The organism is Paraburkholderia sp. BR10937 (assembly GCF_040965695.1).
Classification (GTDB): Bacteria; Pseudomonadota; Gammaproteobacteria; order Burkholderiales; family Burkholderiaceae; genus Paraburkholderia.
On record NZ_JBFRCL010000006.1, the window covers coordinates 177,274 to 198,481 of the forward strand.

The following is a 21,208-nucleotide window of genomic DNA, read 5'->3' on the forward strand; positions in this document are numbered from 1 at the left end:
TCGCACTCAGTATGGAATGCGTATGTTCGAAACGAAAATGACTTATTCCTCTTTGCTTATGCTCCAATTGCAGCTTCTTCGGGTTCATCCGCATAATCCTCACTATCGATGTCGTAGCCCGAGGGCTCCCACCGGATCGCGAGCAGCACGAGCAGCGAAGCGAGCGGCGCGATGGCGATCACCCAGAAGACCTTCGTGCCGAGCGCCGCGGCGAGCACGGGAAACAGGAATAGCGACACCGTGGAAGCGGAGCGCACGAGCGTCTGATTGAAACCCACGCCAATGCCGCGCAGCGAGGTCGGATAACTGAGCGATGCATAGGTCATGCAATGCGAACCGGGGCCGAAGCCCTGCCCGAACAGATAGCCGCCCAGCAGCAGAATGGCGACCACAACGAAAAAGGCGCTGCCCGGATGGCCGATCAGCGCGAGACCAATGAGCGAGACGAACTGCAGCGTGTGGCCGAGCACGGTCATTTTCCACGCGCCGACAGTGGGCGCGGTACGCACGCCGATCAACCCGCCAACGAATGCGAACAAGAGGTTGAGCGTGAGCGAAGCGACAATGGTGGTGAGCGGACCCTGCTGGAGAAAGCTCGCGATGATCACGGGCAGGCCGAAGATGATCGCGTTGTAACCGAAAGAAGACGCCGCGCCGATCGTTGCGGCAAGAATCGTGCGGCGACGATACGTGGCGTTGAAAAGCACGCCGTAGTTGCGCCATGAAGCGGCACGCGGCGCTCGCGTGGGCGCTTCGCCGCGCTCGACCACGGCATCCACGCCATACGAGCGCTTGAGAATGTGCGCCGCGCCTTCCAGATCGCCCTGATTCGCGGCCCACACGGGCGACTCGCTGATATAGCGGCTACGCACGGCAATGATGACGAGCGCCGGCACCGCGCCGAACGCGAGCGTGATGCGCCAGAGCCAGCCGAGCTGATGCTCGGGCAGGATCGCATAGAGGCCGAGAATGAGCAGATAGCAGGTGCTCGTGGCCGCGTACCATGCGGGGCACCACGCCGCCACGCTGGCCGCCTTGTTGCCCTTGCCCGCCACGCGCGAGAACTCGGCAAGAAACGCCATGGCGACTGGCAGATCGAGCCCCACCCCGAAGCCCATGAGAAAGCGTGCGCCGCCCAGCACCCAGGCGTTGGGTGCGAGGCCGGCCGCGATCGCGGCCACGACGAAGAACAGCATGTCGGCCATGAATACGCGGTAGCGCCCGATGCGGTCCGTGAGATAGCCGCCGAACAGGGCGCCGAGAATCGCGCCGAACGTAATGGCCGCCGAAACGAAGCCGACTTGCACGGGCGACAGCGAGAATTCGCGCGCGATGTCCTTGATGCCATAGGCGAGCGAGGTGAGATCGTAGGCGTCGAGAAACACGCCGCCCAGCGCGATGGCGATCACGATGCGCGCGTTGCTGCCCTGCGCGGCCCCGGCGTTGACGATGCGTGAGACGTCCTGAGCGGAGCGGATCACGGCATGTTGTGGGGCTTGCGCCTGCCCGGCGGCTTCGACGAGTTCAGAAGCGGCAACGGCGAGAGTGGACATGGAACGAGACTCGCGTGATGGATGGAATCGCTGCATCCTAGCCACGCCGCTGCGCGCCGCAAAACGACGAATATAGCTAAGCAATCCTCCGAAAATTGGTTGTCCGCTTGCCGCGCGCTCTCTAGCATCGCCTTATCCACAACTCTTCGAATAACGGATCCTATGAAGAAAAGAACCTTGCTGGGCGCGATGCTGGCTTCGCTCGCGCTGGGCGTAAGTTTCGGGGGCGCGACGCTCGCACACGCGGCAGACCAGACGTTGCGCGTGGGCATCATGTCGGGTGAGGACGAGGACGTGTGGCGCGTGGTCGCCGCCAACGCCGCGAAGCGCGGCCTCACGATCAAGGTGACCACGTTCTCCGAGTACACGCAGCCCAACGAAGCGCTTTCCAGCCACGACCTCGACGCCAATTCCTTCCAGCACAAGCCGTATCTCGACGCGCAGATCAAGGCACGCGGCTACAAGATCGTGCCGGTCGGCTTTACCTACGTGCAGCCGATCGGGCTGTACTCACGCAAGGTGAAGTCGGTCGCGGATTTGCCGCAGGGCGCGACCATTGGCGTGCCGAACGATCCGAGCAACGAAGGCCGCTCGCTGCTGTTGCTCCAGGCCCAGGGGCTCATTACGTTGCGCGACGACGTCGGCCTGCTGCCGACCGCACGCGACATCGCGAAGAATCCGAAGAATATCCATATCAAGGAACTCGATTCGGGGATCGTCGGGCGCGCGATCGGCGATCTGGACGCGGCCGTCGTCAATACGGACTGGGCCGTGAAGTCGGGGATCAAGATCCCGCAGGAGCGGATTGCTCAGGAGAAGGTGACGGGCAATCCTTATCGCAACTTCATTGCCGTGAATGAGAAGGATGCCAACGCGGGTTGGGTGCGTGCGCTTGTGGAGAGCTATCAGCAGCCTAATGTGGCTTCGGAGATTATTGCTGTGTATCACGGGGCTACGTTGCCTGCCTGGCAGGGGGCGCCGCAGCAGTAAGGGAGTGGGTGGGGTTTGCCGCGGGGCGCCGTGATGCTTTTTTATTCGCGGCTCCCCGGCGCTTTGGCCTCTCCCATTAAATCCCATTCAAACAACTTCAGTCCCCCACCGATACCCCGCCCCAGCATGCCGCTGCGGCAAGGTAGCCTCCCCCCCAAACAACTTCTCCCGCAACGTCCCCGGCGCATACGCCGTCTTATACCGCCCACGCGCCTGCAATTCCGGCACGACGAGATCCACGAAATCCTCGTAGCTCTCGGGCACGACAGTGCGGCTCAGGTTGAACCCATCCACATCCGCCTCGTCAATCCACGCCTGCAGTTCATCCGCCACCTGCGAAGCGCTGCCGACAATCGCCGGATAGCGCCCACCCAGCTCGAACATCTCCAGCAGCTTGCGCCGCGTCCAGCCGTGTTGCTTCGCCGTCCGCGTGGCGGATTCGATCGCATTGCCCGGCGCATAATCCACGGGCGCGTCCAGATCGTATTGCGAATAATCGACACCCGTGCTCGACGCGAAATGCGCCAGCCCCGCTTCACGGCTCGCATATTGCCGGTAGTCGGCATACTTCTCGCGCGCTTCGCGCTCAGTGGAGCCCGGCACCACCGCCACGCCGACGAAGACCTTCACATCGTCGGGCCGGCGCCCCGCTTGCACGAGCTGTTCGCGCAGCGCACGCACCGTCTCGCGCGCAGCAGCGCGCCCGGGCGGCGAAATGAACACGCATTCCGCGTGACGCGCCGCAAAGCGCTGCCCGCGCCCCGAACTGCCGGCCTGGAACAGCACCGGCGTGCGCTGCGGCGACGGTTCCGCAAGGTGATAGCCGTCCACACGGTAGTAACGTCCCGCATGCGCCACGCGATGCAGCTTCGCAGGATCGGCGAAAACACGCGCGGCCTTGTCGCGCTTCACGGCGTCCGCTTCCCAGCTACCCTCCCAGAGTTTGTAGAGGACTTCCAGGTACTCGTCCGCACGGTCGTAGCGCTCGTCGTGCGGCAGTTGCTGCTCGAGTCCCATGGCGCGTGCCGCACTGTCCAGATAGCCTGTCACGATGTTCCAGCCGATGCGGCCTTGCGTGAGGTGATCGAGCGTAGAAAAGCGCCGCGCCAGCAGATAAGGCTGCTCGTACGTGAGGTTCACCGTCACGCCAAAGCCGAGATGCCCGGTCACGGCGGCCATGGCCGGCACGACGAGTGTGGGGTCGTTCACCGGCAACTGGATCGACTCGCGCAGCGTCACGTCCACGTTGCGCTGATAGACGTCGTAGACACCCACGATATCGGCAAGAAACAGCCCGTCGAAGAGCCCGCGCTCCAGCGTGCGCGCGAGATTCGTCCAGTACGCGAGCGTGCGGTAGTCGGTCGAGCGGTCGCGCGGGTGCGTCCACAGCCCGTGATTGATGTGTCCCACGCAATTCATGTTGAACGCGTTGAGCAGAATAGGTTTGTTCGTTTTTGCCATCGTAAGGCTCGCTCCTGCGGCATCGACCAGGTCGAAATGCCCATTGGAACAGCCTGCGTCTGGATCCCCTACCAGTTAATTCGCAATTGCATATCAGCTTTGCGGATGTGGGCGCGACCTACGCTTTGATGGCGTCCTGCGCTTCAATCTGCGCTTCGACCTGGGGTTCACGTTTGAGCGCGAAAAGCGAAGCCGCAACGATCAACATGCCGCCGATCCACGCGGGCAAAGAAAGCCGCTCGCCCAGCCACACGCAGGCAAAGAGCGCACCGAACACCGGCTCGCTGCCCATCAGCAACGCCACGCGCGTGGGGCTGCTGCGGCTCACGGCGTAGTTCTGCACGAAGAACGCGAACAGCGTGCAGCCCGCCACGAGATAGATCACGCTGCCCCAGAACACGCCGTGCCCCTGCCAGTGCGGCAGCGGTTGCCACTGTTCGGGCGCGACAGTGATCGCGAGCGCGGCGCAGCCGATCGACACGACGGCGGACTGGACCGCCGTCACCGTGAGCGCCGGCAAGGCGCCCGACTTCATCACGCGCTTGACCGCGCAGGTCGCCAGTGCGCGCAGCAGCGCGGCCAGCACGACCAGCAGATCGCCGGGGCTCGCCGCCACATGGCCGCCCGTCAGGAGCAGCGCGCCGAGCAGCGACACGCCGGCCGCCGCCCATTCCACCGGCCGCGGCGCGCGCTTGAGCCACGCCCACTCCACGAGTGGCGTGAGGACCACGCACAGGCTAATGAGAAACGCGGCACTCGAGGCGCTCGTGAGTGAAACGCCAAACGTCTCGGCCAGAAAGATGCCGAGCAGCAGGAGTCCCGCGACGAGCACCCCGATCTGCTCGCGCCATGTCACATGACGCAGACCGCGCAACGCGGGCGACAGCAGTACGAACGTGATGCCAAAGCGCAGCGCGAGCAGACCGAGCACCGGGTAGACGAGCAGCGCGCCCTTCACCACGCCGTAGCTCGTGCCCCAGATGAGCGCGACGGCCACGAGCAGTAGATCGACGGTGCGGTAAGAACGGGTCAGAGCATTCATCGGGAACGAGCCTGCGGATAAGCCGGAAACCGTCACATTGTCCAACGATGCTTTCGCGGCGATAATCCGCTACAACTGAATATCATTTATGCTTCGAATGCACAGATGACTTCGCCCTGCCTGCCATGAATCCCGCCGACCTCCTGCCGCTGCTGCCGGATCTGGCCACCTTCGCCCGCGTGGTCGACGCCGGTAATTTCTCGGTCGCGGCGCGCCATCTCGGTAGCACGCCTTCCACCGTGAGCCGCCAGATGCAGCGGCTCGAACGTGCGCTCGGCACGCGCCTGCTGGAGCGTTCCACGCGCAGCCTGCGGCTCACGGAATCCGGCACCGAGGTCTACCGGCACTGCACGGACATGGTCGAAGCCGCCGCGAGCGCGGCGCAAGCCGCCAGCCGCCTGACCGGCCGCCCGCATGGCCGCGTCAGCATCAGCGCGCCCATTTCGTTTGCGCAAAGCGTCATTCATCCGTTGATTTCCGGCTTCCTGCGCGCGTATGAGGAGGTCGCGGTGCAACTCATCTTCACCGACCGCGACGTCGATCCGGTGCGCGACAGCGTCGATATCGTGATTCGCCCGACGCCCACGCCGCCGCCGGGGCTCGCGGCGCGGCGGCTCGGCACGCTGCAGTGGATGCCGTGCGCGTCCCCCGGCTACCTGCACGCGCACGGCACGCCGAAGCACCCCAAGGACCTCGCCAGCCACGACTGCCTCTATCTCGGCGAAACGCCCGACGACAACCGCTGGACCTTCCGGCGCGGCGCGCAAACGCATGCCGTCGAGGTGAAAGGCCGCTATATCGCCAACGACGTGGGCGCGCGGCGCGATGCGGCGCTTGCGGATTGGGCCATTGCGAGCCTGCCCGAATTCGCCGCGGCGGATGCACTGCGCGACAGCCTGCTCGTGCGCGTGCTGCCCGAGTGGTCGCTGGAGCCGCGCGCGTATAGCGGCCCGGTGTGGATGCTCTATCCGCCCAACCGCTTTTTGCCGCCGAAAGTGCGCGCGCTGATCGACTGGCTCGCGCAGCACATGCCCGGGTGACCGGCGACCCGCGCCGCCCGTGAGACGATCGGGCATGAACTTGAGCAGCGCCGACATTCACCCGCGCGGGTGGACCTCCTAGACTGGGTCATGGAAACGCATGCATGAACCCCTCGAGGAAACACGATGCAAACCCTGCGAACGGATGTCGCCATCATCGGCGCCGGCACGGCCGGACTCTCCGCCTACCGCGCCGCGAAGGCGGAAGGTGCAAGCGCAATCATCATTGAAGGCGGCGCTTACGGCACGACGTGTGCGCGCGTGGGCTGTATGCCTTCGAAGCTGCTGATCGCGGCAGCCGAGGCGGCGCACGCGGTGACCATGGCGCCGCGTTTCGGTGTGAATCCGCTCGGCATGGAAATCGACGGCCGGGCCGTGATGGAGCGCGTGCGCAGCGAGCGGGACCGGTTCGTCGGTTTCGTCGTGGACAGCACGCTCGCGCTGCCCGAAGCGGACCGCCTCGTTGGGCACGCCCGCTTCATCGACGACGGCCTGCTTCAGGTTGGCGAGCACACGCAGGTGCGCGCGAAAAGCGTCGTGATCGCCACGGGCTCGACGCCCACGGTGCCCGACTCGCTCGCCGGACTTGGCGACCGGCTCATTGTCAACGACGACGTGTTTGCCTGGGAGGACTTGCCGAGCAGCGTGGCGGTGGTCGGCGCGGGCGTGATCGGTCTCGAACTCGGCCAGGCGCTTGCGCGGCTCGGCGTGCGGGTTACGTTGTACGGCGGCTCGCACGGCAGCGTAGGGCCGCTCACGGACCCGCGTCTGATCAGCGAAGCACACCGCGTGTTCGGCGCGGAAATGCAGTTCGAGACGCAGGGACGCGTCGTATCGGCTGCGCGCAGCGATGCAGGCGTGACGCTGCGGTACGCCCGCTCGAATGGCACGCACTCCGAAGCAACGTTTGATTACGTGTTGGCAGCAACGGGCCGGGAACCCGACGTGGAGAACCTGGGCCTTGCAAACACCTCGCTCGAACTCGACGCGCACGGCGTGCCGCGTTTCGACCCGGCTACGCTGCAAGTCGGCACCGCGCCGGTATTTTTGGCGGGCGACGCGAACGACGTGCTGCCGCTGCTGCACGAAGCCGCCGACGAGGGCCGCGCCGCGGGCCGCAATGCGGCTCGCTTTCCCGAAGTCGAACCCGTTGCGCGCCGTGCGCCGCTTGCGATCGTGTTCTCGGATCCGCAGATCGCCATGGTTGGCAAGTCACATCGGGAACTGGTGGAAGGCAGCTTCGTGACGGGTGCCGTGAGCTTCGAGGACCAGGGCCGCAGCCGCGTGATGCTCAAGAACCACGGCATCGGCCACGTGTACGTGGATCGCGCGACGCGGCGCTTCGTGGGTGCGGAATGGTTTGGACCGGCGGGCGAACATATCGGGCACCTGCTCGCGTGGAGCGTGCAGATGGGACTGAGCGTGGACGACATGGTGGCGATGCCGTTCTATCACCCGGTGGTGGAGGAAGGCTTGCGCACGGCGCTGCGCGATGCCGCCTCGCAGCTCAATCACAAGGGCTAGGCGAATTTCGCCTGGTTATCCTTTACAACCCGCAACGGCACACACACTGACAATGAAAGCACTCGTCCTCAGCCAGTACGATGGTCCGCTCGAACTGGCCACGCTCGATCGCCCGCAGCCGCAAACGGGCCAGGTGCTCGTGCGCGTCCATGCTGCGGGCCTCAATCCGCTCGACGTCAAGATTCGTGCAGGCAAGGCCGAGCATGCGAAGCATCCGCTGCCGCTCGTGCTCGGCATCGACATGGCGGGCGTGGTCGAAGCGGTCGGCGCGGGCGTCACGCGTTTCGCGCCCGGCGACGAGGTGTACGGCATGACGGGCGGCGTGGGCGGCATTCAAGGTTCGCTGGCCGAGTACGCCGCCGTCGACGCGGACCTTCTCGCGCGCAAGCCCGCGAATCTCTCGATGCGCGAAGCCGCCGCGCTGCCGCTGGCGTTCATAACGGCGTGGTCGGGCATCGTCGATCGCGCGCACCTGGCGGCGGGACAGAGCGTGCTGGTTCAGGGCGGCGCGGGTGGCGTCGGGCATGTGGCCGTGCAGATTGCGCGGGCACTCGGGGCGAACGTCTTCGCGACAGGTAGCGCGCGCAACGCCGAGGTGATTTCTCAACTGGGTGCGACGCCGATCGATTACGGCGCACTAAGCGTCGAGCAGTATGTTCAGGCGCATACGGCGGGTGCCGGGTTCGATCTCGTGGTGGACACGGTGGGCGGCAAGACGCTCGATGCTTCGTTTGCCGCGGTCAAGCATTATGGGCACGTGGTGAGCGCGCTCGGGTGGGGTACGCATGCGCTCGCGCCGCTGTCGTTTCGTGAGGCGACTTATTCGGGTGTGTTTACGCTTTATCCGCTTTTGCGCGGTAAGAACCGCGTGCATCATGGTGAGATGCTTGGCGAAGCGACGCGGCTTGCCGAGGGGGGGCAGCTCAAGCCGCGGGTGGATTTGCGGCGCTTCGCGCTGGGTGAAACCGAGCGGGCTCATGAGGCCGTGGCCGACGGCAGCGCGGCTAGCAAGATTGTGGTTGAGATCGGTTGAGCGGTGTATGGACCGGAGACATGGGTAACGGGTGTGCGGAGACATGGTTGACACATTCGGGCAACGCTGGCGCAGTGAAATGAACTTACTGCCCTTTCTCCGAATGCTGGCAGATCCTGTGCCAACTGCCAGACTGACGAATTTCTGTCTGAGATTCATGGTGTAAACCTATACCCTCGGACCTGGAGGTAAGTCGCCGGTAATCGGCGCAGAAGACGCAACCTTGAGAAAGCGATTGAATCCCTCGACTCCTTCGAGTCGTAGAACTAAGCGGTTGCTGAGTGGCCTTATGTAACGGCTTTTGCTTAAAGCGCTTGGGCAGCAATTCGACTGAACGAAATCTTCTGCGCGCGAACACCTCACCTCGAGCACATACACGCCACTTGCCAGCGACGACCTCAGACGCACATATTCGAAGCTGCGGGATCTTGGCGACGCCATGGAAATCGTTCAGAATGTCGGCGGCCGAGTGAGAGATTACATCTATGTGGACCGCACGGAATACACCCCCGCCGGCAATTGGCGCCTCTTCGCAGACAAGACGGCGGAGTGCTATCGCAGCGCCGGCCTGCACTCGCACACCATCTCCGCGTGCCTGAAAACGGACAATGAACACGACTTGCCGAGAGACCACGCGAACGCATGGTCGCAATACAGCCCTCCGATCGAGCAGATCGCAGAACTGCCGGACGGTACCAAAAGTCTGACTTTTTTGATGGTTTTTCCCGTCAACTTCATGGGATTGGACGACGTACTGGTGTTCGCTGGTGCTGCCCGCCCCGTATCTCAAACGGAAACACATATCGTGTTCGACGCGCTCCGTAATCCTTCCGTAACCCTCTTGCCAGCGACGTCAAGCGTCGGGCGATAATGTACGACGACACCTTCGCAGAAGACCTCCTCGCGACGGAGGCGGTGCAACGCGTACTGGCCGCAAAGCCAATTTTCAATGGCAGCTTGTTCGCAACGGCGAAGCAGAGGTTATCTTCCATGCAAATCGCTACCGCAAGGAAATGACTTCGTAACTCGGTAGCGCGTGCCCCGGATAAAGCTTCCAGTCCTTACGTATCTCACGAACGTGGGACTGGACTGGTGGTGTACGGTCGGCCCACATGCTGCATCCCCTCCGCCGGATACTGTCTGGGAAAATAGAAAATGCTCGCTCCTCTGCTTGCTGCATTCTACGAAACGGTTCGACAGGGCAGCGTCACGGCTGCCGCGCGACGGTTGGGGATAAGTCAGCCTACCGTCACAGCGCGCATCCAGCAGCTCGAGAAACGGTACGGCGTGCAACTCTTTCACCGGCGCGGCAGCCGCCTTGACGTGACAAAGACCGGCGCGGCGCTCATGCCGTTCATTGACCGGATGACGCAGGCGGAGAGCGACATCGACTTCGTACTGCGCAACGAGTGCGAGTTGTTCGCGGGCAGCTTCCGGCTCGGGACCACTGGCCCCTACTACGTCCTGCCGACCATCGCCGCATTTCGTCGTCGCTATCCTCACGTCCAGATCGGCATCGAGATCGGCAATTCGCAAGCCGTGCTCGACGCGCTCACGGAGCATCGCGTCGATATCGCGGTCTCGTCCCATCACGTGGACGACGAGAGCCTCGAGTTGCATCGCATCGCTAGTGATCGGCTCGTACTCGTCGTCGAACCTCGCCATCCGCTTGCGGGGCAGCGCAGCGTCGACTTGAACGTGCTCGCGGCCGAAACGCTGCTGCTGCGCGAACAGGGCTCGTGCACGCGCGACGCAACGGAGGCCGCGCTTGGGCAGCGCCGCGTGGAGCCTCGGGCGCTCATCGAGATCGGCAGCCGCGAAGCGATCTGCGAAGCGATCCGTCTCGGCCTCGGCTGCGCCCTGATGCCCGCGGGCGAGGTGCCCCTCGGCTCGGCGCTCGTTTCCGTGTCCATCGAGCCGGAATGCCCTGCCGTATACGAATATCTTTACCACCTGCGCAGCCGTTCGGGCGCGCGTCTCATCACCACATTCATGGCGACGTTGGCCGAGACCATCGACCTCCCCATAAAAAAAACCGATACGTGAATCGGGGATCTTGCGCAGAACGCAATATAGGCGTCTTGCCTGCTGCCTAATATCGCCCTCAATCGCTGGATACACCGGCGAATCTTTGCAGGGGGATAACCATGACAAGACAGGCATTCGTATACGCCGCATGGGGTCTCGCGCTCGTCACCGCGCTCAGCGGTTGCGGCGGCGGGGGCACGCCATCGGCGGCAAACCGGACCATTTCAGGCAACGCGGCGATCGGATCATCGGGGTCAGCCAGCAGCACTCTCAACAAGATGCTCGTAATCGAGCTCGACGGCGTGACCTATAGCGCCCTCACTGCAGGCATCTCGGGCGGCACTCTGCCGAACCTCGCGAAGCTGAACATTGCGCCTGCCTATAGTGGCGGCGTGAACAGCACGCTCAGCCAGCAACCGAATCTCGATATGCCCGGCTGGGCCACGATCGTGACCGGTTCCTGGGCCGACCGTCATCAGATCGAATCCGACGCGCCAAACCAGGCGCTGCATGCGTCCACCGTATTCTCAATATTGAAGTCCGCGGGTGCGGGCAAGTTGGGCGCAGCCGTCGATTCGCCTGGTTTCGCCTCGATCCTGACGCCCGACCAGAACGCCGGCTACATCGACACCGTGGTCAACTGCGCCTCAGTCGACAGCTGCGTGACGACTCAAGGCAAGAGCATGATCGACAACGGCTACTCGCTCGTCGTCGCCCAGTATCACTCCGCCGAAGACGCCGCTCTCAACTGGGGCCTCAACTCGTCGAATTATTCAGCCACGCTCGCACAACTCGACAGTGCCGTCGGCACGCTCGTCGGCGACGTGTCGCAACGCAGTGGGGAGAATTGGCTCGTGCTCGTGACAACCAGCCACGGCCTCAATGCCGCGGGTGGCACCGACGCCCTGCCACTCGCGCCGGAGTCGACGAGCTTCATCGGCATCAACCAGCAACCCAACGGGCGCCTCACCAATCCGGCCGCCCCCACCTCGCTCGCGGACCTATATACCCGCGCCAGCATTGCAGATATCACGCCCACGCTGCTCGCCTATTGGGGTGCGCTGCCGAGCGCGGTGACGTATGCGCTCGACGGCGGCGAACTGGTCGGCCAGCAGCCGGTGTCGCAGCTCATCGGTGTCACCGGCAGCGACAATGCGAGTACGGTGCTCAGTTGGACCCCGCCTTCGAGCGGCGCGATCTCGGTGCTACGCAACGGCCAGCAGATCGCCACGCTCCCTGCAGGCACGACGACGTACACGGACAGCCAGCTCGGCGTCAGCACAACCGGCGCCTATACGTTCAACTACGTGGTGGCCGCGGGCAATGCGCCGCTCGCGTCGCTGATCCAGATCGAGTATGTGGCGCCCCCTCCGCCCCCGCCCCCGCCCCCTCCTCTCGCGACGACGCTGACCAACGGCCTCTCGACATACTATCCATTCGGCGTGCTGCCAGCCGCCGACAAGATGGCGGCCAGCACGCTCGGCCCCTGGGCGGCGGATGCGAACGGCGGCTCGCTTACGCCGGATCCGTTTGGCGGCCAGGGTCTCAAGGTGGATACGAACATTGTCGACACGAATGGGTACGACGGCTACAAGCTCGTGCAGAACAACGACGTGACGAAACAGCCGCAGTTCACGATGGGCTTCTGGGTCATGACGTCTTGCCAGAATCTCACAGGCAACGGCACGCCAATCTTCTCGAACAAAAACTACTACTCGGGGGGCAACCCCGGTATCGCGATCGCGCTGTTCCCGGGTTCTGGCACGAGTTGTAACGTGCGCTTCAATATCGGCGACGGGACTACGCGCAACGACATGAACTCTGCGACCATCACCGCGAACAAGTGGGCCTACGTAGCATTCACAATCGACACTATCGGCAAGTCCATGACGGGCTACGTGTTTGATCCAGTGCTCGGCGAAGAGAAGTACACGGCCTCGGTCACGGTGACCGCGTCGAAGCTGCCGGGCCTCGGCGCTTTCGGCCTCAACGAGGACGGCACAGGCCAGTACTACATGAACGCGTGCAAGGACACCCCGCCCTACACGCCTGGCAAGTGCGCGGCTACGCCCCCGGATGTGCAGTCGTTCAGCGACCTCGCGCTCTGGAACCGCACCGTCACTGAGGCTGAACTGAAGACAGTCTTCGCTTCGGGCAAGCCGCTCTCCACCCTTCTCCCATAAGTGGCTCCTCGATGAATGCGAACAGCTTTCTCGCAATGCACGGCACACAGCACGTGCGCCGCAGCGCAGGTGCGCTGCTCACCGGGCTGATGTGCACGCTGCTCACGGCCTGCGGCCCCGGTTCGAACGGCGGGTCTTCCGCGCGAGCGGCTACGGGTGCGGGTGGCGCAAGCGCGCCGGTCGCGATCGTGGCGGCGCCCGCCTCGGGCAGCTACGCGGCCCTTGGCGTGGCCGCCTCGCAGCCGCTGCTCAACACGCAGCTGAACTGCGCGCCGTGAACGTCACGCGAACCGCGCGCAAGGCGTCCCCAGCGCAGGCCCGACGCACGGCTCGCGCTCCACGCAAAGCGCCTGTTCGTGCCCCTCGGTTCGGCGCTCGTATCGCGCGGCAACGCGCGAAGACAACGTAGAAGAAAACCCACCACATCATGACTTCATTGGATCGCCGTCAATTCCTGCGCGCCGCGGCGGCCGGCGCGACGTTCAGCGTGTTCCCACCCGCCATCCGGCGCGCGCTCGCAATTCCCGCGAATAACACGACCGGCACGATCAACGACGTGCAGCACGTCGTGATCTTCATGCAGGAGAACCGCTCTTTCGATCAGTATTTCGGCACGCTACCTGGCGTGCGCGGCTTCGCCGACCGCTTCACGATCCCACAGCCGGGCGGCTCCACTGTCTGGCAGCAGAGCGACGGCAGCCGCACCGTGCTACCGTTCTATCTGGACAGCACCAAGGGCAATGCGCTGCTTGCGGGTGGCGCGCACTCGTGGACCGACACGCACAGCGCCTGGGATAACGGCCGCATGACGCAATGGCCGAAATCGAAGGGCGACGTATCGATGGGCTATCTACAGTCCGCCGACCTCCCCTTTCACTTCGCCCTCGCGAACGCGTTCACGATCTGCGACGCGTACCACTGCTCGCTGCACGGCGGCACCAACTCGAACCGCATCTTCATGTGGACCGGCACGAACGGCCCCACCGGCTCTAACTATGCGGTCGTCAACAACAATGGATGGGACGGCCTCGGCCCGTCGGCGACGGGCTTGACCTGGACCACCTACGCGGAGCGTCTGCAAGCCGCGGGAGTGAGCTGGAAGGTCTACGAGAACCAGCCCGATAACTATAATGACAACCCGCACGCTGGCTTCGCAGTGTTTCGCAAGGTCAACGAAACCATTTCCGGTTCGCCGAACGCTCCCTATACACCGGCAATGGAGGCGCTTTCGCCGCTCTATAAAGGCATCGGCAACACGATGCCCGATGGCGGATTCCTGCAGGCCCTCGCCAACGACATCGCTGCGGGACAAATGCCGCAGGTGAGTTGGATCGTTTCGCCGGGGGCGTATAGCGAGCACCCTGGATCGTCTACCCCAGGCCAGGGCGCTTACTACCTGCAGTTACTGCTCGACACGCTCACGGCTAACCCCGATGTCTGGAGCAAGACCGTGCTCTTCGTGAACTACGACGAGAACGACTGCTTCTTCGACCATATGCCTCCGCCCAATCCGCCCTCCCCGAATGGCAACGGCACTTATGCCGGCAAGTCGACGGTCACGACGCAATACGAATACTTCACCCTTCCCAATCCGCCGGGCGACTCTTCACCGCTCGCACCGGACGGCAAGCCATACGGACCCGGTCCGCGGGTGCCGATGTTCGTCGTGTCGCCGTGGAGCACGGGCGGCTTCGTCAACTCTCAGGTCTTCGACCACACCTCGGTGCTGCGCTTCCTCGAACAGCGTTTCGGCGTGCGCGAAACGAACATCAGCCCCTGGCGTCGCACAGTATTCGGCGACCTCACCTCCTGCTTCAACTTCAGTAGTCCAAATGATACGGCCGTCGCGCCTCTCCCCGCACCGACCAAATCCGCCGCCGATGCCCAGAGTGCGCAGCAAAGCACGCTTGGCGCGGTGCCGGTGCCTTCGGTCGCGAGCCAGACGATGCCAAAGCAGTCGCTAATGGCGCGTCCGTCGCGTGCGCTGCCGTATCAGTTGCACACCAGCGCCAATGTCGACACGAAGAACGGCAACGTGTGGCTCATCTTCAGCAACACCGGCAGCGCGGGCGCTGTCTTTCACGTCTACGACAAGCTGCATCTCGACAAACCACCCCACCGCTACACGGTGGAAGCCGGCAAGGAGCTTTCGGATGTGTGGACACCAGCCGCAGCGGATGCGGGCGCCTACGATCTTTGGGTGCTCGGCCCGAACGGCTTGCACCGCCAGTTCACTGGCAACATTACCAAAGCGACAAGCGGGCCCAATCCTGAGATTCGCGTATGCTATGACACGGGCAACAACGCCGTTTATCTGACCATCATGAACACAGGCAGTGTCGCCACCAATCCGACTGTCACATCGAACGCGTACCGGACCGATGGCCCCTGGACCTACGCGGTTCCGCCCGGCATGCAGGTCGAGCCGTACTGGTCGGTGACGTCATCGAATGGCTGGTATGACTTTACGCTCGCCGCCGAGAACGGCGTAACCCGCCGATTTGCAGGGCGGGTCGAAACGGGGGCGGACAGTGTCAGCGATCCCGCAATGGGGAGCTAAATGTGCGGCGCGGTTCGTGCAGAGGCGGGCCGCTGCTCATAGCGCGGCCATTCGAGCGAGCCCGGCACCCACTACCCTCTCCCAGCCCGCCGAGGGTCCGCACACGTGGAAATTCAGTATCGACATTAACGAGAGTACACGCTCTGGAATTTTTCGTGCACGCCGATGGATGAAGACGACTTCCAGCATTCGATCCTGACTGGCGCGGACCTGTTTGCAAGGTCGTGAAGCACGCGCCCGCACGGCGCCATATACTCGCGCGTTTCGCGAACGCATTATCGATGGAAAGAGATATACTATGGATTCCTTTTTATTCTGTGCTGTATCTGGCGCATCAGAACGGCGTGTCGCCTTCGATGGTGGTGCGATAAAGCCTACGGCGCAAATGATCGGGCGTGCCCGCCGCGAGATGCATGAGCGAACGGTTGTCCCAGAACACGAGATCGTGCTCGCGCCATTCGTGGCGGTAGCAATGCTCCGCGCGCACGCTGTGCGCGAACAACGCATCGAGCAGCGCGCGGCTTTCGTCCTCGGGTAGATCGACTATGCGCGTCGTGAAGTGCTCGCTCACGAACAGCGCCTTGCGGCCCGTTTCCGGATGCGTGCGCACGACGGGATGCACAACGGGCTTTACCTGCGCGATCTGCTCCGCCGTGAGATTCGGCCGCCACGGGCTGCGCGCCTGGAGTTCCGCATAGCGCGCGAGATAGGTGTGCTCGGCGCGCCGCCCCTCCACGGCGCTGCGCAAATGCGCAGGCAGCGTCTCCCACGCGAGATGCATGTTGGCGAACAGCGTGTCGCCGCCCTCCGCGGGCAACTCCTGCGCATGCAGCAGCGAGCCCAGGCTCGGCTTCTCCTTGTATGAAAGATCGGAATGCCAGAAGTGTCCCGCGTCGCCAAGACCGATGGGCTTGCCGTTCTCCACGATGTTCGAAACGATCAGCACCTCCGGGTGGCCCGCCAGCGCGAACTGATGCAGCACGTGGATCTGCAACGGCCCGAAGCGGCGGCTGAATTCGACCTGCTGCTCCGGCGTGATGCGCTGGTCGCGAAACACCAGCACATGGTGATCGAGGTGCGCACGATGAATGCGCGCGAAGTCTTCGCCCGACAGCGGCTGCGTGAGATCGAGGCCGACCACTTCCGCGCCGAGCGGCGCATCCAGGGGAAGAATGTCGAAGCGTTGGGACGCCTGCGCGCTCGATGCGGCGGAAGCGGTGAAGGTGGCAGGGGTAATCACGCAGCAAGCCTTTCAGGTAAGCGATGGCTTCAATCTACGTGATCCGGCCGCCGGCTGACAACGAAGCAAATCCGATACGTTTATCCGTTCGAGTCATAAAGGCGCTGTTAAGGCATACGGCAGCATAAATCGCAGACCGGCGCTAAATGCAAGAATACTCATGTCCGAATCTGGCCAGAATCCTCACTGAATCTGTTTTAAAGTCTCGACATGCGCCTCGATCCCGACACTTGCTACCAGACCATGCTCTCGAGGGACCGCCGTTTCGACGGCTGGTTTTTCGTCGGCGTTTCGTCTACGGGGATTTACTGCCGCCCGGTCTGCCCGGTGCGCACGCCCCAGCGCCAGAACTGCCACTTTTTCTCCAACGCCGCTGCGGCTGAACGCGCGGGCTTCCGCCCCTGTCTGCGGTGCCGCCCTGAACTGGCCCCGGGCAACGGCCTGCTGGACGTATCGAGCAGGCTCGCGCGCGCCGCCGCGACGCTGATCGAAGAGGGTTTCCTCAATACCGGCAGGCTGGCTGACCTGGCCGCACGCGTGGGCGTGACCGACCGGCATCTGCGCAGGATCTTCGATGCGCAATTCGGCGTGTCGCTGATGGAGTTCGCTCAAACCCAACGATTGCTGATGGCCAAGCGGCTGCTGACCGATACCCGCTTGCCGGTGAACGCCGTTGCACTCACGGCGGGATTCGGCAGCGTACGGCGGTTCAACGACCTGTTCCTGAAGCAATACGGCCTGAACCCACTGCGGTTCCGCAAAGAAACCGATGCCCCCAATGCTTCGAATGCGGAAAGCGTGACCTTTCCGCTGGGCTATCGGCCGCCGTTCTGCTGGTCCGGCATCCTCGCGTTCCTCGCACGCCGGCAGACAGGTGGCGTCGAGCATATCGGCGACGAGATCTATACGCGGACCCTCGCATTGAGCCACAAAGGCCACGACATCCACGGGTGGTTCAGCGTACGGCACATGCCACAACGCTACGCGCTCGAAGTGACCTTGCCAATGTTGCTGATGCCGGTCGTGGGGCAGCTTCTGCCGCGCGTCAGGCGTCTGTTCGATCTGGACTCGCGCCCCGATCTGATCGATCCGCATCTCGGCGACCTCGCCGACGGACAACCGGGCATGCGCGTTCCGGGCGCCGTGGACGGCTTTGAGATCGCGGTGTGCGCCCTGGCCGGGCAATCACCGCATTCAACGAACACGCAACGCATCCTCTCACGCATTGCCGAGCGCTTTGGCACGCAGGTCAGCGCGCCGCATGCATTGACCCGCGTTTTTCCGTCCGCTGCAAAGCTCGCACGTGAGCCCGCTTCCGCAATCGAAGGTACGGGCATGACGCGAAAGCGCGCAGAGGCGATCGTTGCGCTCGCAATCGAAGTGTCGTCGGGGCGCATCAGGCTCGAGCCCGCGGCGCCGCTGGAGGAAACGCTCCGTGCGCTGCGGAACATTCATGGCATCGGCGAATGGGCCGTGCAATACATCGCCATGCGCGCCCTCGCGTGGCCCAATGCCTTTCCGCCATGTGACCTGAAGCTGAAAAAGCGACTGGGCTACGCGCGCGCATCTGCACTCGGCCGCCACGCCGGACAATGGGAACCGTGGCGCGCCTACGCAACCCTTCACATGTGGAGCCAACTCGAGGGACAACTCAGATGACACCCGGCTACCTGATTCCGAGTCCATTGGGGAATATCGCGCTGCGCATAGAAGACGATTTCCTGACAGGCCTCTTTTTCGTGGGCCAGAAGTACTTTCCGCAGATGTCGCTCACGCGCATCGGTACCGGAGCGCCGCCGCTCGCGCTTTACGCACAGCGCCAAATCACGCAGTTCTTTGCCGGCGAGAGACGGGACTTCGGGCTTCCCATTGCATTGCGGGGCACACCGTTTCAGCGGCGGGTCTGGAAGGAGCTTGAAGCGATTCCGTATGGGCGGGTGATCTCCTACGCGGAGGTCGCGAGGCGCTTGCGTCTGGACTCGGGGCACGCGCGTGCAGTCGGGAGCGCGGTGGGCCGCAACCCCGTTTCCGTGATTGTTCCGTGCCACCGTGTCGTCGCGACGAACGGCGCGCTGACCGGCTACGCAGGCGGCGTGGATCGCAAGGCGGCGCTGCTCGAACTCGAACACGCCGCCCCTTTGGAATGACAACTCGAATGGACCGCCTCGCAACGCTGGATCAGGCCTTCGCCGCCGGTCTGAAAGCGGTTCACTCTCACCGCTACTGCCCGCCCCCGTACATATCGAGCAGCATCAGCGTCACGCCGTTGGTCCAGCCAAAGCCGTCCTGCAACGGGTATTCGCCGCCCCCACCGCCGCCTTCACCCGCGCCCTCGACGATATATTTCTCGACGAGCTTTTGCTGCGTGTTATAGACGTTCTCGACATCGGCGAGAAAACGCGTGCCGACCGGCTGCGCGAGATCGCTGCGCCCGTATTGCTTGAGGCCCTGGATGGCGATCCAGTGCAGCGGCGCCCAGCCGTTCGGCGCATCCCACTGCTGGCCGGTGTTGTAGGTCGACGTGGCGAGCCCGCCTTGCTGGAGCAGCACGCTTTGCATCGTTTGCGCCGTCTTCTTCGCGCGCTCGGGCCACGCCACGCCCGCCATCAGCGGATACATCATCGCGGGCGTCTGGTTGTCGCGCGACTTGCCGAGTTGCCAGTCGTAGTCGCCGTAGTACCCCTTGTTGTTCCAGAGATAACGGTTGATGCCTTCGGCGCGGCGCGCCGCGTAACCGGCGAACTGCCCCACGCAGCCGAAATCGCGTGCGACCGTGCAGGCGCGCACGATCGTCGTCTCCAGATGGAACAGCAGGCTGTTCAGATCGACGGGAATGATCGACGTGGTGCGCACGGTCCAGAGGTTCTGGTTGTCGCCGAACCAGCGCGAGCTGAAGTCCCAGCCGCTTTCGGCGGTGGCGCGCAGGTCGCGGTAGACCTCGTTGGCGGGGCGGCCCGTGGACTGCTGCGCGGTCTGCACGTCTTCGATATACGACTCGTCGCGCGGCGTGTCGAGTTCGTCCCAGTACCGGTTGAGCACGGTGCCGTCGCGCAGCACGACCACGTTGCGCGTGGCCTGCCCACGCGGCGTGCTGCTCGCGCCCTGCATCCAGTACGCGTACTCCTTGCGCAGCGCCGGCAGGTACTTCTGATACACGCTGTTGCCTTCCTTCTGCGCCGCGATCTCCACCATGTACGAATAGAACGGCGGTTGCGAGCGGCTCAGATAATAGGTGCGATTGCCGTTCGGAATATGGCCGAAGGTGTTGATCATGTAGGCGAAGTTATCGAGCATGTCGTCGACGAGATCTTCATGGCCCGACTCCTGGAGCCCGAGCATCGTGAAGTAGGTGTCCCAGTAATAACCTTCCCTGAAGCGCCCGCCCGGCACGACATACGGCTTCGGCAGCGGCACGAGCGAGCTGTTGTCGGGCGCCGACGTGGTCGTGCGCGTAAGACCGGTCCACAGCCAGTCGATATGCTGACGCAAGGTCTGCCCCGCCGGCGGCGTGATGCTCTGGTCCGGCGGCGGCGTGAAGTACTGGTTTACGAAATTCAGCAATGAGAAGCCCGGTTGGTTCTTCTGCGCTTCGTAGAGCTGAACGATGGTTGCGGGGTCCGTGTTCGGCGTCGAATCGACGAAGGTCTTCTGGTCGGGGAAGATCTGCGCGGTCTGCACCGCCACGAAAAGATCGCCATACAGAATATCGGGCGCGGGCGGCAGCGGCGCGCCCACCTGGGTGTCGGCGAAACAGTTTGCACAGGCGAGCAAAAGCATGGCGACACTGGCCGCACTGATGGCGGTTCGCGAACGCTGCGGTGACTTTCGGGGCGGGAGTGACTGTAAGCTTGTTTGAATGCGATGCGCATCGTTTGGCGATGCGGCGTGGGTGCGAGATTGCAGCTGCGTGCTCATGTTGCCTCCGTGGTGTTGGGGCACTTCGCTGGTCTCCTCGCACCGGCCCGTTCACGCCGTTTGTTTGCGGCGTGCGGGTCCGGCTGGATGCGCAATGGCATCGCCGGATCCCGGGCAACGAGAGCATCGCATGACTTCGCACACCGAAGCAACTGCGGCGTGACAATGAATGACTGTGCGGAAATTTATGCCGCCGACCTGGCGGGAAAGACACGGCGCATCGGTAACAGTGGCCGTGCTGGGGCAGCACATGCGGCAGAAATGCGGGCGCCAGTCACAACAGCCCTGTCGTCGGCGCCCACTCATTTAAACATCGCCCAGATCGTCGATGCGATCCGGACGCACGTCGCCGTCGGGCTCCAGCGATTCGTCGCCGTCTGCCGCGGCGCGTTCACCCGTGCCTGCGCTATCGGTGTCGCTCTGCGCTTCGTCCTCGCCCGCTTCGAGCGCGTGATTGTCGAGTTCGGTGTCGTGGTCGAATTCGTGGCGCTTCGCGCCCTGGGTGTCGCTGCCGCTATCGGATGAGTCGCCCGGGCCCAGCGAGCCGGTGTCGTGCCCCGGCGGCAAGGATTTGGGAAGGTCGTTGTCGGGGTCCAGCGTGCTGTTCATGGCAGGCTCCTTGTATTTGCGCTCACGAAG

Annotated in this window: 17 protein-coding genes; 11 read left to right on the forward strand and 6 right to left on the reverse strand. The window is 63.7% G+C overall.

Annotated features, from left to right (window positions below; translation table 11 throughout):
• Positions 1–56: 56 nt before the first annotated feature.
• On the reverse strand, positions 57–1,553 hold the full coding sequence (locus AB4Y44_RS07555; protein ID WP_342923117.1) for an MFS transporter: 1,497 nt from the start codon (positions 1,551–1,553) through the stop codon (positions 57–59).
• 189 nt (positions 1,554–1,742) lie between these two features.
• On the opposite strand from AB4Y44_RS07555, the gene AB4Y44_RS07560 reads away from it, so the two are divergent.
• On the forward strand, positions 1,743–2,543 hold the full coding sequence (locus AB4Y44_RS07560; RefSeq protein ID WP_368699161.1) for a MetQ/NlpA family lipoprotein: 801 nt from the start codon (positions 1,743–1,745) through the stop codon (positions 2,541–2,543).
• A gap of 87 nt (positions 2,544–2,630) precedes the next feature.
• On the opposite strand, the gene AB4Y44_RS07565 is transcribed toward AB4Y44_RS07560, so the two are convergent.
• Entirely contained in the window at positions 2,631–4,004 is a 1,374-nt protein-coding gene (locus AB4Y44_RS07565) for an LLM class flavin-dependent oxidoreductase (protein ID WP_368699131.1), read from the reverse strand.
• Between the two features lie 118 nt (positions 4,005–4,122).
• Positions 4,123–5,046, reverse strand: coding sequence for a DMT family transporter (locus tag AB4Y44_RS07570; protein WP_368699132.1), 924 nt, complete (start codon positions 5,044–5,046; stop codon positions 4,123–4,125).
• A 125-nt stretch (positions 5,047–5,171) separates the two neighbouring features.
• On the opposite strand from AB4Y44_RS07570, the gene AB4Y44_RS07575 reads away from it, so the two are divergent.
• The 8 genes from AB4Y44_RS07575 (at position 5,172) to AB4Y44_RS07610 (ending at position 15,414) form a co-directional block, all read left to right on the forward strand.
• Positions 5,172–6,086 carry a LysR family transcriptional regulator gene (locus AB4Y44_RS07575; RefSeq protein ID WP_368699133.1) on the forward strand — a complete coding sequence of 305 codons (915 nt, stop codon included), beginning with the start codon at positions 5,172–5,174 and terminating at the stop codon, positions 6,084–6,086.
• A 126-nt stretch (positions 6,087–6,212) separates the two neighbouring features.
• Complete coding sequence (locus tag AB4Y44_RS07580; RefSeq protein ID WP_368699134.1) at positions 6,213–7,610, forward strand: dihydrolipoyl dehydrogenase; 1,398 nt, start codon at positions 6,213–6,215, stop codon at positions 7,608–7,610.
• Between the two features lie 46 nt (positions 7,611–7,656).
• Complete coding sequence (locus AB4Y44_RS07585) at positions 7,657–8,643, forward strand: zinc-dependent alcohol dehydrogenase family protein (protein WP_368699162.1); 987 nt, start codon at positions 7,657–7,659, stop codon at positions 8,641–8,643.
• Between the two features lie 439 nt (positions 8,644–9,082).
• Positions 9,083–9,514 carry a hypothetical protein gene (locus AB4Y44_RS07590; protein ID WP_342923122.1) on the forward strand — a complete coding sequence of 144 codons (432 nt, stop codon included), beginning with the start codon at positions 9,083–9,085 and terminating at the stop codon, positions 9,512–9,514.
• 284 nt (positions 9,515–9,798) lie between these two features.
• On the forward strand, positions 9,799–10,689 hold the full coding sequence (locus AB4Y44_RS07595) for a LysR substrate-binding domain-containing protein (protein WP_342923123.1): 891 nt from the start codon (positions 9,799–9,801) through the stop codon (positions 10,687–10,689).
• 101 nt (positions 10,690–10,790) lie between these two features.
• The gene (locus tag AB4Y44_RS07600; protein ID WP_368699135.1) at positions 10,791–12,854 is read left to right on the forward strand and encodes a LamG-like jellyroll fold domain-containing protein; all 2,064 of its coding nucleotides are present in this window, start codon (positions 10,791–10,793) and stop codon (positions 12,852–12,854) included.
• A gap of 11 nt (positions 12,855–12,865) precedes the next feature.
• On the forward strand, positions 12,866–13,132 hold the full coding sequence (locus tag AB4Y44_RS07605; RefSeq protein ID WP_342923126.1) for a hypothetical protein: 267 nt from the start codon (positions 12,866–12,868) through the stop codon (positions 13,130–13,132).
• A 149-nt stretch (positions 13,133–13,281) separates the two neighbouring features.
• A complete protein-coding gene (locus AB4Y44_RS07610) occupies positions 13,282–15,414 on the forward strand; it encodes a phosphocholine-specific phospholipase C (RefSeq protein ID WP_368699136.1) in 2,133 nt (710 codons plus the stop codon).
• A 334-nt stretch (positions 15,415–15,748) separates the two neighbouring features.
• Here the strand turns inward: AB4Y44_RS07610 and AB4Y44_RS07615 are convergent, their stop codons facing one another.
• Positions 15,749–16,654 (reverse strand): TauD/TfdA family dioxygenase, encoded by a 906-nt coding sequence (locus AB4Y44_RS07615; protein WP_342923128.1) that lies wholly within the window; start codon positions 16,652–16,654, stop codon positions 15,749–15,751.
• Between the two features lie 210 nt (positions 16,655–16,864).
• Here AB4Y44_RS07615 and AB4Y44_RS07620 point away from each other — a divergent pair, with 210 nt between their 5' ends.
• Both AB4Y44_RS07620 and AB4Y44_RS07625 read left to right on the forward strand, forming a co-directional pair.
• Positions 16,865–18,313 (forward strand): AlkA N-terminal domain-containing protein, encoded by a 1,449-nt coding sequence (locus AB4Y44_RS07620; RefSeq protein WP_368699137.1) that lies wholly within the window; start codon positions 16,865–16,867, stop codon positions 18,311–18,313.
• Complete coding sequence (locus tag AB4Y44_RS07625) at positions 18,310–18,801, forward strand: methylated-DNA--[protein]-cysteine S-methyltransferase (RefSeq protein WP_342923130.1); 492 nt, start codon at positions 18,310–18,312, stop codon at positions 18,799–18,801. The genes AB4Y44_RS07620 and AB4Y44_RS07625 overlap by 4 nt, the downstream gene beginning before the upstream one ends.
• A gap of 73 nt (positions 18,802–18,874) precedes the next feature.
• Here AB4Y44_RS07625 and treA read toward each other — a convergent pair whose 3' ends face one another.
• Both treA and AB4Y44_RS07635 read right to left on the reverse strand, forming a co-directional pair.
• Positions 18,875–20,569: an alpha,alpha-trehalase TreA gene (treA, locus tag AB4Y44_RS07630; RefSeq protein WP_368699138.1), complete on the reverse strand. Its 1,695-nt coding sequence runs from the start codon at positions 20,567–20,569 to the stop codon at positions 18,875–18,877.
• A gap of 306 nt (positions 20,570–20,875) precedes the next feature.
• The gene (locus AB4Y44_RS07635; RefSeq protein WP_368699163.1) at positions 20,876–21,178 is read right to left on the reverse strand and encodes a chemotaxis protein; all 303 of its coding nucleotides are present in this window, start codon (positions 21,176–21,178) and stop codon (positions 20,876–20,878) included.
• Positions 21,179–21,208: the final 30 nt, after the last annotated feature.

Excerpts from the sequence above, each read along its gene's own strand:
- AB4Y44_RS07555 (WP_342923117.1), bottom strand. The coding sequence starts at position 1,553 with ATGTCCACTCTCGCCGTTGCCGCTTCTGAACTCGTCGAAGCCGCCGGG.
- AB4Y44_RS07560 (WP_368699161.1), top strand. The coding sequence starts at position 1,743 with ATGCTGGCTTCGCTCGCGCTGGGCGTAAGTTTCGGGGGCGCGACGCTC.
- AB4Y44_RS07565 (WP_368699131.1), bottom strand. The coding sequence starts at position 4,004 with ATGGCAAAAACGAACAAACCTATTCTGCTCAACGCGTTCAACATGAAT.
- AB4Y44_RS07570 (WP_368699132.1), bottom strand. The coding sequence starts at position 5,046 with ATGAATGCTCTGACCCGTTCTTACCGCACCGTCGATCTACTGCTCGTG.
- AB4Y44_RS07575 (WP_368699133.1), top strand. The coding sequence starts at position 5,172 with ATGAATCCCGCCGACCTCCTGCCGCTGCTGCCGGATCTGGCCACCTTC.
- AB4Y44_RS07580 (WP_368699134.1), top strand. The coding sequence starts at position 6,213 with ATGCAAACCCTGCGAACGGATGTCGCCATCATCGGCGCCGGCACGGCC.
- AB4Y44_RS07590 (WP_342923122.1), top strand. The coding sequence starts at position 9,083 with ATGGAAATCGTTCAGAATGTCGGCGGCCGAGTGAGAGATTACATCTAT.
- AB4Y44_RS07595 (WP_342923123.1), top strand. The coding sequence starts at position 9,799 with ATGCTCGCTCCTCTGCTTGCTGCATTCTACGAAACGGTTCGACAGGGC.
- AB4Y44_RS07600 (WP_368699135.1), top strand. The coding sequence starts at position 10,791 with ATGACAAGACAGGCATTCGTATACGCCGCATGGGGTCTCGCGCTCGTC.
- AB4Y44_RS07605 (WP_342923126.1), top strand. The coding sequence starts at position 12,866 with ATGAATGCGAACAGCTTTCTCGCAATGCACGGCACACAGCACGTGCGC.
- AB4Y44_RS07610 (WP_368699136.1), top strand. The coding sequence starts at position 13,282 with ATGACTTCATTGGATCGCCGTCAATTCCTGCGCGCCGCGGCGGCCGGC.
- AB4Y44_RS07620 (WP_368699137.1), top strand. The coding sequence starts at position 16,865 with ATGCGCCTCGATCCCGACACTTGCTACCAGACCATGCTCTCGAGGGAC.
- AB4Y44_RS07625 (WP_342923130.1), top strand. The coding sequence starts at position 18,310 with ATGACACCCGGCTACCTGATTCCGAGTCCATTGGGGAATATCGCGCTG.
- treA (WP_368699138.1), bottom strand. The coding sequence starts at position 20,569 with ATGAGCACGCAGCTGCAATCTCGCACCCACGCCGCATCGCCAAACGAT.
- AB4Y44_RS07635 (WP_368699163.1), bottom strand. The coding sequence starts at position 21,178 with ATGAACAGCACGCTGGACCCCGACAACGACCTTCCCAAATCCTTGCCG.